Origin of the sequence: Butyricimonas sp. BSD2780061689_150309_C8 (assembly GCF_015560935.1) — a bacterium.
In the GTDB taxonomy this organism is placed as follows: Bacteria; Bacteroidota; Bacteroidia; order Bacteroidales; family Marinifilaceae; genus Butyricimonas; species Butyricimonas paravirosa.
Genome location: NZ_JADMSV010000001.1, coordinates 123575 through 139482 on the forward strand (window position 1 = coordinate 123575; position 15908 = coordinate 139482).

Sequence of the window (15908 nt, forward strand, 5' to 3'; positions counted from 1 at the left end):
CACATCTTCAACATCTTATTTTGCATTTTACAATTTAAAATTTACTTTTGTTTCGTGTTACTTTTTAATCGGAACCTAAATGAAAGTTTTTAAATTCGGGGGAGCATCCGTGAAAGATGCGGCAGGAGTGAAAAACCTCTCTTCAATTGTCCATCAACAGCATGGACAACTTATCGTGGTCGTTTCAGCTATGGGAAAAACGACTAATTTGCTAGAAACATTATGCAACGCCTATTTTCACCAAGATCCAAAAGCGACCGCTATCATGAAAGAATTAAAAGACTTTCATCTAAATATCGTAAACTCGCTATTTCCCTTGAACGATCCGGTCTACAAGCACTTGGAAGAATTATTTACTAACCTGGAAAACATACTGGCAAGCGAATCATCACTATGCTATGATTACGAATACGATCGCATCATCTGTTTCGGGGAACTGATCTCCACGACCATCATCTCCGACTACTTGAAAATGGAGGGGATCGAAAATCAATTCATTGACATCCGGAAATTCCTCAAAACCGACCAAAACTATCGTAACGCGAACATAGACTTGGAACTTTCCGAACAACTTTGCAAAGAAGCATTTGACTTCAAGGCATCGTCCACATTCGTCACCCAAGGATTTATCGCCGGAACCCGCACCAACCAGACCACGACCTTAGGACGGGAAGGATCGGATTACACGGCCGCCCTTTTGGCTAACTTGCTAAATGCCGAAAACGTGACGATCTGGAAAGACGTACCGGGAGTGATGAATGCCGACCCGAAAGAATATGAAAAAGCACAAGTGATCAGCCGGATGTCCTATAAAGAGGCCATCGAGCTATCCCATTTCGGGGCAAAAGTCATTCACCCGAAAACCATAAAGCCAATCCAGAACAAACAAATCCCCCTCTACGTGAGATCGTTCCTGCACCCGGAATCCGAGGGAACCGTGATACAAGAGATTGACGAGCATCTAAAGTTACCCCCCATCTACATTAACAAAGAAAATCAATGCTTGTTGACCCTCACCCCGAGAGATTTCTCTTTTATCGCGGAAGAAAAATTAAGCCACATATTCGCCGTGCTGGCCCAATATAAATTGAAACTGAACCTGATGCAAAACTCTGCCATCAGCTTCTCTTTCTGCGTGGATTGCAACAGCGCCGTGTTCAACGAATTTCTGGATCAACTCCGGGAAGAATTCGAGGTACGCTACAACCAAGACGTGAAACTCATCACGATCCGCCATTACAACGAGGAAATCATTCGGGAGATCATCGGGGATACCCCCTCGCTAGTCGAGCAACGTAGCCGCACGACCGCCCAGTTCGTGCTAAGGAATCATGTACTACAATAACTCCCGCGGCATGAAACATAAAACGCTGTCAATCATCATTCCCGCCTATAACGAAGCCCGAACTCTTTTCACGTTACTGGAAAAAGTTCACCACACACGACTGGTTGAAAATATCCAAAAAGAAATTATCGTTATAAACGACTGTTCGAAAGACGAAACGGAAGACGAGATTCAGCGTTTCATGGAAACGTATCCCGATTGTCCCATTCAATACCACAACCAACCTTATAACCAAGGCAAAGGAGCTGCTTTACGGGTAGGGATTCAGAAAGCCAACGGAGAATGGACCGTTATACAGGACGCGGACCTCGAATACGAACCGGAAGACTTTAACCCGTTACTGACATGGATGATCGAACACGACGGGAAAGTTATCTACGGGTCCCGCTTTCTAAACAAAGCAAACAAACACTCCTATCAACGATTCTATTTCGGCGGCAGGCTATTATCCATCATCACGAACATCCTGTACGGGCAACGCTTGACGGACGAACCGACCTGTTACAAAATGTTCGACACCGCACTACTTAAATCCATCCCGTTAAAATGCACCGGATTCGAATTTTGTCCGGAAGTAACAGCCAAAGTTTGTCGCAAGGGATACAAGATAAAGGAATTACCAATCCACTATTACCCCCGGAGTATTGATGAGGGTAAAAAAATAAACTGGAAAGACGGGGTCATTGGCATATGGACTCTTATAAAATATCGTTTTTAATTTAAAGAATAATTTTCGTATGGGAATTTTTAATAAAATAAAACCGACTACATGGATTTATTTCTGCCTCGCGATCATCGTGTGCGTATTCGTCGTGAATTACCTGGAAATATTTGACTTCAAACCGGATCTGAACGGGGATAACGTTTACTATTATGCCCTGGGAAGAGCCATTGCCGCCGGGAAAGGCTATACGAATATTATGTTTCTGGAAGAAACCCCTCATTCCCATTTCCCACCGGGTTACCCCCTGTTTAACGCGGGGATTTTACTTTTCACCCATTCCTACACGGCTTTAAAAATAGCAAACGGCATTTTATTCGGGTTGTCCATCCTAATCCTTTTTTTCCTCCTGAAAAGGATTTCGGGGAACTTATTCGTCGCCCTGTCAACCTGCCTGTTATGCTGTATGCAACAAGCATTACTACGTTACTCCACGATTGTCATGAGCGAAATGCTATTTACCTTCCTCACGCTGGGAGTCCTGTACTTGATCTCGCTGATTGACATGGACCACCTGTTCTGTAAAAAGCGCCCCCGTTCCCAGATCATTTATTTCATTCTGATGATTATTGCGCTGAATTACATCTATTTTGTCCGGACCATGGGGACATCCATCATTCTGGCAATAATAATTTACCTCGCTATTCTTTGTGTCCAAAAAGGTCTCACGCTCCTCAAAAGCAAGCGTAAAAATGACGAGATCACCATACAGGCTACCAACAAACAAGCCCTGTTCAGCCACCTCATTATCCTATGCGTGGTCATCGCATCCTTTGCAGGGGCGAAAACAGCCTGGGATATGCGAAATAAAAGTATTGGGGTCACGAGTAGTGACTATCTCCATGACTTCAAAAAGAAACCCAAAGGTGAAACCATGGCCACTTTCTCAGACTGGACGGAACGTATCGAAAATAACCTGGTCAGCTACGTGGGCAAATGGATTCCTACGGCAATTATTTCCGATGATCCCGGATTCGATGAAAAAGTAACCACTTCAGGACTGATCGAGGGCATTTGCATCTTAATCATCGTCCTACTCGGATTAATCGCACTGAAAAAAATGCAATTACTCCTGTTCCTGTACATCGGCATCACGATGGCCGTACTCATGATCTGGCCGGAACAATACGCCGGACACCGCTATTTTATCGGGATCATCCCCCTTTTCATATTCCTGTTCCTGAATGGTTGCCTTGAAATCATGAACTCGATCACTAAAAAACTTTCATTTGGCAAATACCAACACATAATTCCCGCGGGAGGCCTGATCGTGTTCCTCGTGTTCTTCATGTTCCCGCACTACGCGAAAGCCTTGAAACCGCAACAGAATTTTGCGACATACAAGCAATGGAATGAAAAAATTGCCGATGCCGCCTTCGTGGAGTACATCTATGCCATCAACTGGTGTAAAAAGAATCTACCCGAAGAAGCCCGCATCACCTGCCGGAAACCGGAACTTTTTTACCTCTTTTCAGGCGGTAGAAAATCGACCTCTTTTCCCCAGTATGCCGAACCGGATGACCTGTTCAACCGCTTCCAAGAACAAAAAATCTCTCACGTGATCATCGACCGCTGGTTCCGCCACGGGTATGTCACAGTGTACCCCATGGTCAAAAAATATCCGGATTATTTCAGACCGCTCATCCAGATCGGGCAGAACACGAAACAGCAACTCCCCACGTTAATTTTCCAATTCCTGCCGGGAGGCCAACCACAAGTTCCGTAGTTTAGTTCAAAGAAAAACGAATCATACTTCTCATGTCGGGTGAAAAATCCGACATGAAAAGGTATATTACAGGACAACAAACCGTTGACCCGAAAATTTAATACCATAATCCATTATCATATCCTCATCAACAACGGATCTCTTTCGTGTAAAGCGCTATTAGAACGCTATTAAATCCCTATTAAATCGCTATATATAATAGCGTTTTAATAGAATTTTAATAGGATATTAAAATTACTTTATCCGTAACACGTCATGTATTGCTACTCTATTCATCTTGAAGTGATTTAGAAAAACGGCAGCAAATCATGACCTCCACTCCTAAACGTCTTTTATTACCCTCTAAAAGAATGAACGCACGAAAAAAAGAAGAGGATTTCCAGTTTCACAAATAAATGGTATATTTGCAACTTGATTTTTTAAATGTGCAAATAAGTAATATCTTAAAATCAGGAGTCACGATGGACAAAAAATTCCAAGAGTACAAAGGTTTGGATCTCTCTCAGGTAAACAAGGATGTCTTGAAAGAGTGGGAATCAAACAATACCTTCGAGCAAAGCTTGAAGAATAGAGAGGGGCACCCCTCGTTTGTCTTTTTCGAAGGTCCCCCTTCGGCAAACGGGATGCCAGGTATTCACCACGTAATGGCTAGGACGATTAAAGATATTATTTGCAGATACAAAACTTTACAAGGATTTCTCGTTGAGCGAAAAGCCGGTTGGGATACACACGGGTTACCTGTTGAATTGGGGGTTGAAAAGAAACTCGGCATTACGAAAGAAAATATCGGGAAAACGATTTCCGTGGCCGACTACAACAAAGAATGTCGTTCCGACGTCATGAAATTCACCCGCGAATGGGAAGATTTGACGAACAAGATGGGTTACTGGGTAGATATGAGCAACCCGTACATCACCTACGACAACCGTTACATCGAAACCTTATGGTATTTGTTGAAACAATTGTACGAGAAAGGTTTCCTGTACAAAGGGTACACGATACAACCCTATTCCCCCGCTGCCGGAACAGGATTAAGCACGCACGAGTTGAACCAACCGGGATGTTACCGGGACGTGAAGGACACGACGTGTGTGGCTCAATTTAAAGTGATCCGGGACGAAAAATCGGAAAAATTATTCGCTTTCAGCGATGAGGTATATTTCACCGCTTGGACAACCACGCCTTGGACGTTACCTTCCAACACGGCATTGGCAGTAGGCCCGAACATCACGTATCTGGAAATAAAAACTTATAATCCTTATACATTCCGCCCGGTAACCATTATCATGGCGAAAGATCGTTTCAGCGCATACTTCAACAAAAAAGCTGAAGGCATCGCCTTGGAAGACTACAAGGAAGGAGATAAATTGATACCTTACCAGATCGTGGCCGAATATAAAGGGCCGGAGCTGGAAGGCATACGTTACGAACAACTTTTACCTTGGATGCAACCCATGGGTGACGCATTCCGTGTAATCCTCGGCGATTACGTTACCACGGAAGATGGTACCGGAATCGTGCATATTGCCCCGACTTTCGGAGCCGATGACGACCGGGTGGCCAAAGTGGCAGGCATAGCTCCCTTGCAATTAATCGACAAGGAAGGCAGCAAGCAACCCATGGTGGACAAACGGGGACGCTTGTTCCGGATGGAAGACATTGATCCGGAATACTTGAAAAATAACGTCAACACGGACCTATACGGGGAATTTGCCGGACGATTCGTGAAAAACGCTTACGATCCGACTTTAACTGAAAATGACCCGACTCTTGACATCGATTTAAGTATCCTGTTAAAACGGGAGAACAAAGCGTTTAAGGTCGAGAAACAAGAACATAATTACCCGCATTGCTGGAGAACCGACAAACCGGTACTTTATTACCCGTTGGATTCTTGGTTCATCAAAACGACAGCCGTTCGGGATCGCATGATCGAGCTGAACAAGACTATCAACTGGAAACCCGCCAGCACGGGCGAAGGCCGTTTCGGGAAATGGTTGGAGAATTTGGTGGATTGGAACCTCTCTCGTTCCCGCTACTGGGGAACTCCCCTACCGATATGGGTTAGCGAGGATGGGACAGAGAAAAAATGTATCGGTTCTGTGAAAGAATTAGTTGAAGAAACTGAAAAAGCGATACAGGCAGGAATCATGAAGGAGAATCCCTTCAAAGGCTTCAAGGTGGGAGACTACTCGAAAGAGAATTACGAGAAAATCGACCTGCACCGCCCGTACGTGGATGACATTATACTGGTTTCTCCCACCGGACAACCGATGTACCGGGAGAAAGACCTGATCGACGTGTGGTTCGATTCGGGGGCCATGCCTTACGCACAGGTACATTACCCGTTCGAGAACAAAGAATTGATCGACAACCGGACAAATTTCCCGGCAGACTTTATCGCCGAAGGAGTAGACCAGACCCGCGGTTGGTTCTTCACGCTACACGCTATCGCAACCATGGTGTTCGATTCCGTGGCATTCAAGAATATCATATCCAACGGACTGGTGCTTGATGCCAAGGGAAACAAGATGTCCAAACGTTTGGGCAATGCCGTTGATCCTTTCGACACGATCGAGAAACAAGGGTCCGATCCCCTGCGTTGGTACATGATCACGAACTCTCAACCATGGGATAACTTGAAATTCGACATCGCCGGGGTGGAAGAAGTGAAACGTAAGTTCTTCGGGACACTGTATAACACGTACAGTTTCTTCGCCTTGTACGCTAATATAGACAAGTTCACGTATGCAGAGGCAGAAGTTCCGTTTAACGAGAGACCGGAAATCGATCGCTGGATTCTTTCCCTATTGAACAGCTTGATTAAAGAGGTCACCGAGGCTTACGAGAAATATGAACCGACACGGGCCGGACGGGCAATACAGGATTTCGTGATCGAGAACCTGTCGAACTGGTACGTGCGCCTTTCCCGTAAACGTTACTGGGGTGGCGAGCAAACCACTGATAAATTGTCGGCTTACCAAACGTTATATACCTGCTTGGAAACCGTGGCAATTTTGTCCTCGCCCATCGCACCATTCTACATGGATCGCTTGTTCACGGACTTGAACAAGGTTACGGGACGATACACGACGGACGTTCACCTGGTAGATTTCCCGGTGGCCGACGAATCAATGATTGACAAGCAACTGGAGGAACGGATGAATATGGCTCAACAAATATCTTCCATGGTACTTGGACTGAGACGCAAAGTGCAAATCCGGGTAAGACAACCGCTGTGCAAACTGCTGATCCCGATCTTGAATGACGAGATGACTACCCAACTGGATGCCGTGAAGAACATCATCCTGTCGGAAGTCAACGTGAAGGAGATCGAATACATCACCGACACGGCAGGAATCTTGGTAAAGAAGATCAAGCCGAACTTCAAGACCTTAGGACCGAAATACGGTAAATACATGAAACAGATTTCCGCTCTCGTGGCAGAAATGAACCAGAATGATATTTACAATTTCGAGAAACAAGGAACTTATTCTCTGGAAGTGGGAACAGAAACGCTGGAATTGACACTGGAAGACGTGGAAATTTTATCGGAAGACATCCCGGGCTGGTTAGTGGCCAACGAGGGACGTCTCACGGTTGCCCTAGACATCAACATCACGAAAGAATTACGTGAAGAAGGTATCGCCAGAGAATTGATCAACCGAATCCAGAACTTGAGAAAAGAGAGTGATTTCAACGTGACAGACAAAATTGATCTTTACATCGGGAAGCACAAAGAGATCAATGAGGCCGTCGAGAACTTCAAGGCGTACATCGCCAGCCAAGTTCTGGCAGAGAACGTTACGCTAATAGATAAAGCCGAGGACGGTGCCCAACCCATCGAAATCGACGACATACAAACGTTTATTAAGATCCAAAAAATGTAACCTCTTCCCCTTGTTACAAGTAAAAGTGGATATTTTTCCACGGGAAAGATTACATAGCGGATTTTTTATTAACTTAGACAAAAACTTTACAACTATGGCCGAGAAAACTAGATATTCGGATGAAGAGTTGCAAGAATTCAAAGAATTGATTCTTGAGAAACTCGAAAAGGCGAAAAGAGATTACGAGGTGCTGAAAGCCTCGATCTCTGGCAGCGACGGGAATGACATTGCCGATACGTCTCCCACTTTTAAAGTATTGGAAGAGGGAGCATCTGTTCTTTCCAAAGAGGAGGCCGGTCGGCTGGCACAAAGGCAGGCAAAATTTATTGCTCACCTAGAGGCTGCGTTAGTACGAATTGAAAATAAAACTTACGGGATCTGCCGGGTAACCGGAAAACTGATCTCCAAAGAAAGATTACGCGCCGTACCTCATGCAACATTGAGTATGGATGCCAAAATGGGACAAGACTCTTAATCGCAAAAGCGATTAAGAGTCGCTTTAAATTTTATCACACAGATGAGTACGCGGAAAAAACTTATTATTTTTATTATTGCCCTATTAGTCATTGATCAAGTTGTTAAAATCTGGATCAAGACCCACATGATGATCGGGGATGAATTCAGTGTCTTCGGGGACTGGTTCAAAATTCATTTTATTGAAAACAACGGGATGGCCTTCGGGATGGAACTCGGGGGAGGCAAGTGGGGAAAAACCGTTTTAAGTGTATTCCGCTTAATTGCCGTAGTGGGCATCGCTTGGTACCTAGGACGTCTCATCAAAGAAAAGGCTCCCATGGGGGTTATTCTCTCTTTCGGATTAATTTTCTGCGGGGCAATAGGTAACATCATCGATAGCGCATTCTACGGGATGATCTTCAGTGACAGTTATTCACAAGTCGCAACCCTATTCCCTCATGGGGGAGGGTACTCGTCGTTCCTACATGGCAAGGTGGTAGATATGCTCTACTTCCCGCTTTACGAAGGCTTTCTGCCCCAATGGATTCCCATCTGGGGAGGTGATTTCTTCGTGTTCTTCCGCCCGGTATTCAACTTGGCTGACTCCTATATTACCATAGGCGTGTTCATCCTGTTACTTTTCCACCGGAAGTATTTCGCATCGAAGAAGTAAGGATACACAATTCTTAAAAAATGTTATGGTGGACGATAAAAAGAGGCTTGAAAGCCTCTTTTATTTTAAAAATAAGTTAATGTTAAACCATGGAATAACAGCGTCAGGCTTTCTTTCCTACCTTGCAACTTTATTTACCAATTTATTGTTGAATTTATGAAAAGCCTTATTTCAATTGTTGCATTTTTGATGCTTAGTCTCACGGCATTCTGTCAAGGAGGCGTGAATTTCGAGCATATCACGTTTGATGAAGCATTGGCTAAAGCCAAAGCAGAGAACAAACTCGTTTTCATGGATTGCTATACCTCATGGTGCGGTCCTTGCAAGTACATGTCAGAAACCATCTTCCCGCAGGAAAAAGCCGGAGAATTTTTCAATCCTAAATTTGTTTGCGTGAAATTTGATATGGAAAAAGGAGAAGGTCCTGAACTGGGTAAAAAATTTGGAGTCAGAGCCTACCCGACATTCTTAATTCTTCGTCCCGATGGATCGGTACAACACAAAGTGGTTGGCGGCGGGGATCTGGAAGGATTCATTGCAAGAGTTGAAAAAGGACTGAACGAAAAGACCTCTCTCGATTATTTGAACAAATTATACGAGAAAGGGAAAATGAACAAGAAACAGCTCATGGCTTACCAGATCGCGTTGAACGATGCTTATGAACAAGCAAAAAGCGAAAAAGTAGGCGAAGAGTTGAATAAAATACTGAAAGACAAGGATAAAATGAAAAAAGAATTCTGGCCTATTCTCGAAGAAAGTCCTTACGGTTCTGATAATTTCAAACTTGTCGTAAATAACCTTGCCGTGTTCAATAAAAACATCGGCAAAGAGAAAGTAGATGCTTACCTTTATGGTAATTATAGTCAAGCTATTGATAATACTACTCGCCGTAACGCAAAAGAACCCGCTAAGACACTTGAGCAAATTCGCCAAGAATTAACCAATATCGATTTGGAGAATAAAGATCAATTGATGAGCAAGATCGAGTTGGCTCAAGCCACGATTGACCAGAACGTGGATAAAATTATTTCTCTCGCTGAACAAGCAGCAGAAACCAAGAGCGAAGAACTATGGTCTATCGTAAACGCCTTAAACTCGATCAGTTCCAAGGTGAACAAAGCCGAAGCCGGGCGTATCGTAACATTAGGAGATAAATTCATTGCCAATAGCCCGGAAAACGGGAAAGCCTACATGACCAACTTCTTTGAAAAATTCAAGGTTGCAGCACATGTTGGTGTATATTTCTACGAGTTAAGTTATGAAGATGCCTTGAAAATGGCAAAACAACAAGGACGTAAACTTTTCATTGACTGCTACACGACTTGGTGCGGCCCTTGCAAGTATATGTCAGAAACCGTATTCAAACAAGAAAACGTGGGAGATTTCCTAAATCAGAACTTCATCTGCTTAAAATATGATATGGAAAAAGGAGAAGGTCCTGAACTAGCAAAAAAATTCGGTGTTCGTGCCTACCCAACTTTCGTGATCGTAAATCCGGACGGTACCATTCGTCATAAACTTGTCGGTGGTGGTGAAGGTGAGAAATTCATCGAGAGAGTGAAGGAATCTTTCGATGACAACAAAGCTTTAGGAGCTTTAGATGCAAAATACAATAGCGGTAATAGAGATAAAGCATTTTTATCTCAATACGCTCAAGTGATGGTAGCTAATTACGATCCGAACGCAAAAGCCATCGTGGACGAATTATTGAAAATTTCTACCGATGAAGAAAAATTATCAGAAGATTACTGGTTCATTTTCGGTAATAGTGAATTAAGCCCGAAAGATTCAGAAGCGGCAAAATTCTTGACTGACAACCGGAGCAAATTCAACGAAACCATTGGCAAGGAGAAAGTAGATAGCCGTTTGAGTGAAGGCCTTTTCCGTGAAATATTAATGGTTATCGCCGGACGTGGTCAAAAAACCGATGTAAAACGTTTAGACGCTATCGGACGGGAAGTAAAAGCTCTGAAATTATCAAACGAGAAAACCTTGCTGTCTTCTTTAGCCATCGCAAAGGCAGTGAAGACAGAAAATATTGACAAGATCTTGACAGCTTGCGAGAAAGAACTCCCGAAACTGGGAAAAGATTCTCAAATGATAGCTTACTATTTATCCGGTTCATTGGCAAAAGCAAATGACACGCAAAAAGCCCGTTGGCAAAAAATAGTTCAAGCGAACACGGGGAAATAAACTCCGGAATACTTATAATAATATGCTCGAAGAGGATGTATCTAAGGAACATCCTCTTCGCTATTTTGGAGAGAGTTTTTTACTAAAAAATGGGTAGAGTTTTTCATTTTCAATTGTTTTACGTAAGTTTGCACCCTAATTTTAGGACGAACAGCTTAAAAAAAGCGATAAATCCGTTTCGGAAGGAAACGGAAATGTAAAAGAAAATCGTATATGATTGAAAATTTAGTAATTGTCGAGTCTCCGGCTAAAGCCAAGACTATTGAACGTTTTTTAGGAGAGAATTATGTTGTAAAATCTAGTTTCGGACATATCCGGGATCTTGAAAAAAAAGATTTGGGGATTGATATAGAACATAATTTCCAACCAAAATATGAAATATCACCCGACAAGAAAGCGATTGTAAAAGAACTGAAACAACTTGCCAAGGAAGCCAAAACGGTTTGGTTAGCCTCCGATGAGGACCGCGAGGGAGAAGCTATTGCCTGGCATTTATTCGAAGTTCTGGGGTTGAAGAAGGAGAACACGAAACGGATTGTTTTTCACGAAATCACGAAAGATGCCATTTTACACGCGATCAATAATCCCCGGGACATTGATAAAAACCTCGTGGATGCCCAACAGGCCCGCCGGGTTCTTGACCGACTGGTCGGATTCGAAGTGTCACCGGTCCTATGGAAAAAAGTGAAACCTTCCTTGTCAGCCGGACGGGTTCAATCCGTTGCCGTAAAACTCATCGTTGAACGGGAACGGGAGATTAACCATTTCGTTGAACAAAAATACTATAAGGTTACCGGAACATTCGAAACCAAAGACGCAAATGGTAATTCGATCCCTTTAAAGGCAGAATTATCCGAACGTTTCTCCACGCAGGAAGAGACGGTTAACTTTCTGGAACATTGCAAGAAGGCGGCATTTTCAGTAAGTGATGTCGAGACGAAACCGAGTAGCCGTAAACCGGCACCACCGTTCACGACATCCACGCTACAACAGGAGGCATCCCGCAAATTGGGATTCTCTGTTTCACAGACAATGGCCGTGGCCCAGAAACTATACGAACAAGGACACATCACCTACATGAGAACAGACTCCGTGAACCTATCCCAACTGGCTATCGGTGCGGCAAAAGCCGTTATCTGCAACACGCTGGGAGAAAAATATTCCAAACCCAGGAATTTCGCCACGAAGACGAAAGGGGCGCAAGAGGCTCACGAGGCCATTCGCCCGACCTATATGGACAAGGAATCAATCAGCGGAGACAAGAATGAACAGCAACTTTACTCGTTAATCCGGAAACGGACTCTCGCCTCTCAAATGGCAGAGGCCGAACTGGAAAAAACGACCATAACAATCGCCATTACCGGGGAGAAACACACGTTCGAGGCCGTGGGTGAAGTGATCGTTTTCGATGGTTTCCTCAAAGTGTACATGGAATCTTTCGATGACGAGAAAGAAGACGATGAAGCAGCCTTATTACCTGCAATACATAAAGGAGACCAATTACAACGTTCCCTGATCCAAGCCTTAGAACAATACACGACGCATCCTCCCCGCTACACGGAGGCCAGTCTAGTGAAGAAAATGGAAGCTTTGGGAATCGGGCGTCCGTCAACATACGCACCCACGATTACCACAATCCAGAACCGGGGATATATCTTACGGGAAAGCCGGGATGGTACAGAACGTCAACTAGACCAGATAGACCTTAAAGGACAAGATATAAAAGTCAAGAAGATCAGCCGGATATTCGGTGCGGAAAAGAAGAAATTGTTTCCCTCGGATATCGGAATGGTCGTGACGGATTTCCTTTCCAATTATTTCACGAATATCATGGATTATAATTTCACGGCAAATGCCGAGGATGCCCTTGACCACATTGCCGAAGGAGAGGTTGAATGGCAATCCATGATCGGAACATTTTATCAACCTTTCCATGCTAACGTGGAGAAAACGTTGAAAGAATCCGAACGAAACACGGGAGCCCGGGAACTTGGTAAAGATCCACAAACAGGAGAAACCGTTTCCGTACGAATCGGACGTTTTGGACCGATGGCTCAGATTGGTGAAGGAGAATCCGTACGTTATGCCGGGCTGCTCAAAGGGCAACTGATGGAAACCATTACCTTGGAAGAAGCTTTAGACTTGTTCAAGTTTCCCCGTCAACTGGGTGAATTCGAAGAGAAACCTGTCAGTGTCGGCATCGGTCGTTTTGGACCTTACATCAAGCATAATCAACTTTTCGTTTCCTTGAAAAAAGGCGTTGACGATCCGGGAACAATAACTCTTGAAACCGCTATCGAACGAATCAACGAGAAACGAGAAATCGAAAAAAATAGGAAGATCCAAGAGTTTGAAAACGGGGCACAAATTCTTAACGGACGTTTTGGACCTTACATCACGTTCAACAAAGTGAACTATAAGATTCCCAAAGGAAAAGAAGCAGACAAATTAACCTTTGAGGAAACCATGGAGATCATTGCAAAGGGAGGGGACAGTAAGAAAAAAACGACAAAAAAGACAACAAAAAAAGCGGCCCCGAAGGCAACAAAAAAGGAAACGAAAAAAGAGACAAAAAAGGAAACGAAAAAGAAGGAATAGGGCAATAAACGAAAGGGATTGAAATTTATTTGCATAAAACCAATCCATTTTATATATTCGTACCCTCGAAAAATAGAATAAATTCGTGTGTAGAAACATAAAATTTTAATATAAATGGCAACGTTACAAAAAATTAGAAATCGCGGTGGAGTACTTGTTAGTATCGTGATTGGATTAGCCCTCGTGGCGTTTATTGTTGGTGATGCTCTTAGCTCTGGCGCCAGCCTTATCAATCGTTCCAGAAACAAAGTTGGAGAAGTTGGAGGTGAAACTATCGGCATTCAAGAATATCAACAAAAGATTATGAAGAATGAAGATTTCATCAAAAGCATGAACGGTTTATCTGCCTTAACGGATGAGCAACAAAGAATGATCCGGGAAAATACCTGGAATCAGATTGTTTCCGAAATCATTCTGAACAAGGAATACGAGGAATTAGGTTTGGACGTTAGCGGTGACGAGTTATACGATTTCTTATTAGGGAGCAACATGAACCCGGCTGTCAGCCAGTTATTCGCAGATCCTAACACGGGACAGGTAGACAAAGAAAGAGCCCGTCTGATCATCAAACAATTGATCGAAGCTCCTGCCGGGACCCCGCAAAAGGAATACTGGTTGAACATGGAAGAGCAAGTAAACACGGCTCGTAAACAAGAAAAATATAATACTCTGCTAGCAAAAAGCTTGTTTGTAACAGATGCTCAAGCCAAAGAACTTGCAGAAAGTGCAGCAACGACAGCTGACATCAGCTTTATCATGAAAAGCTACAACACTGTTAGCGACTCTGCAGTAAAAGTAACAGCTAACGAGATCAAAGATTATTATAATTCACACAAATATTTGTTTGAACGCGAAGAAGCCAGACAAATTGCTTACGTGAATTTTGACATCACGGCCTCAGCCGAAGACATTAAAGAAACGGAAGACTGGGTGAATGACTTGAAACCCGAATTTGCAGAAGCAAAGAACGTACTTGAATTCGCAAACCTTTCATCTGAAAAAAGATTTCAACCCAAATATTACAAAAAGGGAGAATTGGATAACGAGGAACTGGATGAATTCCTGTTCACGGAAAAGAGCGATGCCGTATTCGGACCTTATCTGAAAGATAACGCTTACAATATCGTTCGTGTTGCCGACCGCCGTGTATTACCCGACTCAGTAAGAGCCCGTCATATCTTGATCGCATCAAACAATATGGCTCAATCAGAGAAATTAGCCGATAGTTTAGCAGGCTTAATCCGTAAAGGCGGAGATTTCGATGCTTTAGCAAGACAATATTCTGCCGATCAGAATACCTCTGTAAACGGTGGAGATTTCGGATGGTTCACCCAAGATCAGATGCTCCAACCGATCGCGGATTCAGCGTTCTTTTCTAATAAAAACGAGGTGAAAGTGGTAAGATCAAATTACGGTTTCCATGTTTTGCAAGTAACAGACAGATCAAAACCTGTTGATAAGGTACAAATCGGAATCGTTGCAAAAGAAATTACCCCGTCTCAACAAACGATCAACAAGATTTATAACGACGCACGTACTTTTGCAAACAATATCAATACCGTAGAAGATTTTGAGGCAGCTTTAACTGCTAATAATCAAACCAAACGTATCGCAAACTTAGGTAAAAACGATTATCAGATTGCAGGCATTGATAACGCAAGAGATATTATCCGCGAGGCTTATATGGCTGAAAAACCGGGTTTCATCCTGACGACCAAAGAGAAATCGCCGATCTTTGAGGCTGGAGACAAATTCTCTGTTGTGGTTCTAACCGGAATTCAAGAAGAAGGTATCGCACCTCTGAACTCTGTTTCTGCAGCTATCCGCACAGAACTTATCCGTAAAAAGAAGGGCGAAATCATTGCCAAGGAATTGACCAATGCTATTTCCGGAAGTGAAAGTTTACTTTCTGTTGCCCAAAAAGCCAATGCAGAGGTAATGGATGCCACGGATGTTAGTTTCAGTTCATTCCAAGTTCCCGGAGTTGGTATCGAACCCGTGCTGACTGCCGAAGTTGTTACAATGAAAGAAAACGAAATTTCTAAACCGATCATCGGTAACCAAGGAGTTTATGTTGTGGTTGTAAACTCTAAAACTGTTGAAACAGTTACTCCCGAACAAATTGAAGCTGCCAAGAGAAGTATCGAACAAACGAATCTGTACACCAAGTTCCGTTTGATTCTCCCCGCTTTAGTGAAGAATGCCGGAGTGGTTGATACAAGATACAAATTTTACTAGTAACCTAAACCACAAACCGAAAAAGCCGCCCGTCAAGGCGGCTTTTTTATTTCCTCGAAAGAAAAACA

The 15908-nt window shown here is 43.4% G+C and carries 9 protein-coding genes; all 9 read left to right on the forward strand.

The genetic code is table 11. The features are described 5' to 3' along the window. Positions 1 to 79 precede the first annotated feature (79 nt). The gene (locus tag I2I33_RS00410; RefSeq protein ID WP_087418999.1) at positions 80 to 1345 is read left to right on the forward strand and encodes an aspartate kinase; all 1266 of its coding nucleotides are present in this window, start codon (positions 80 to 82) and stop codon (positions 1343 to 1345) included. 10 nt (positions 1346 to 1355) lie between these two features. Further along, positions 1356 to 2063, forward strand: a complete 708-nt coding sequence (locus I2I33_RS00415; protein ID WP_087419740.1) for a glycosyltransferase family 2 protein — start codon at positions 1356 to 1358, stop codon at positions 2061 to 2063. A gap of 19 nt (positions 2064 to 2082) precedes the next feature. After that, complete coding sequence (locus I2I33_RS00420) at positions 2083 to 3792, forward strand: phospholipid carrier-dependent glycosyltransferase (RefSeq protein ID WP_087419000.1); 1710 nt, start codon at positions 2083 to 2085, stop codon at positions 3790 to 3792. A gap of 461 nt (positions 3793 to 4253) precedes the next feature. Further along, positions 4254 to 7682 (forward strand): isoleucine--tRNA ligase, encoded by a 3429-nt coding sequence (gene ileS / locus I2I33_RS00425; protein ID WP_087419741.1) that lies wholly within the window; start codon positions 4254 to 4256, stop codon positions 7680 to 7682. Between the two features lie 94 nt (positions 7683 to 7776). Next, positions 7777 to 8157: a TraR/DksA family transcriptional regulator gene (locus I2I33_RS00430; RefSeq protein ID WP_027201860.1), complete on the forward strand. Its 381-nt coding sequence runs from the start codon at positions 7777 to 7779 to the stop codon at positions 8155 to 8157. Between the two features lie 42 nt (positions 8158 to 8199). After that, a complete protein-coding gene (locus tag I2I33_RS00435; protein ID WP_087419001.1) occupies positions 8200 to 8811 on the forward strand; it encodes a lipoprotein signal peptidase in 612 nt (203 codons plus the stop codon). Positions 8812 to 8967: 156 nt separating this feature from the next. Next, positions 8968 to 11004: a thioredoxin family protein gene (locus I2I33_RS00440; protein WP_229128135.1), complete on the forward strand. Its 2037-nt coding sequence runs from the start codon at positions 8968 to 8970 to the stop codon at positions 11002 to 11004. Positions 11005 to 11217: 213 nt separating this feature from the next. After that, positions 11218 to 13602, forward strand: coding sequence for a type I DNA topoisomerase (topA, locus tag I2I33_RS00445; protein WP_087419002.1), 2385 nt, complete (start codon positions 11218 to 11220; stop codon positions 13600 to 13602). Between the two features lie 114 nt (positions 13603 to 13716). Next, positions 13717 to 15840: a peptidylprolyl isomerase gene (locus tag I2I33_RS00450; protein ID WP_087419003.1), complete on the forward strand. Its 2124-nt coding sequence runs from the start codon at positions 13717 to 13719 to the stop codon at positions 15838 to 15840. Positions 15841 to 15908: the final 68 nt, after the last annotated feature.

Coding starts and splice junctions, on each gene's coding strand:
- I2I33_RS00410 (WP_087418999.1), top strand. CDS start 80: ATGAAAGTTTTTAAATTCGGGGGAGCATCCGTGAAAGATGCGGCAGGA.
- I2I33_RS00415 (WP_087419740.1), top strand. CDS start 1,356: ATGAAACATAAAACGCTGTCAATCATCATTCCCGCCTATAACGAAGCC.
- I2I33_RS00420 (WP_087419000.1), top strand. CDS start 2,083: ATGGGAATTTTTAATAAAATAAAACCGACTACATGGATTTATTTCTGC.
- ileS (WP_087419741.1), top strand. CDS start 4,254: ATGGACAAAAAATTCCAAGAGTACAAAGGTTTGGATCTCTCTCAGGTA.
- I2I33_RS00430 (WP_027201860.1), top strand. CDS start 7,777: ATGGCCGAGAAAACTAGATATTCGGATGAAGAGTTGCAAGAATTCAAA.
- I2I33_RS00435 (WP_087419001.1), top strand. CDS start 8,200: ATGAGTACGCGGAAAAAACTTATTATTTTTATTATTGCCCTATTAGTC.
- I2I33_RS00440 (WP_229128135.1), top strand. CDS start 8,968: ATGAAAAGCCTTATTTCAATTGTTGCATTTTTGATGCTTAGTCTCACG.
- topA (WP_087419002.1), top strand. CDS start 11,218: ATGATTGAAAATTTAGTAATTGTCGAGTCTCCGGCTAAAGCCAAGACT.
- I2I33_RS00450 (WP_087419003.1), top strand. CDS start 13,717: ATGGCAACGTTACAAAAAATTAGAAATCGCGGTGGAGTACTTGTTAGT.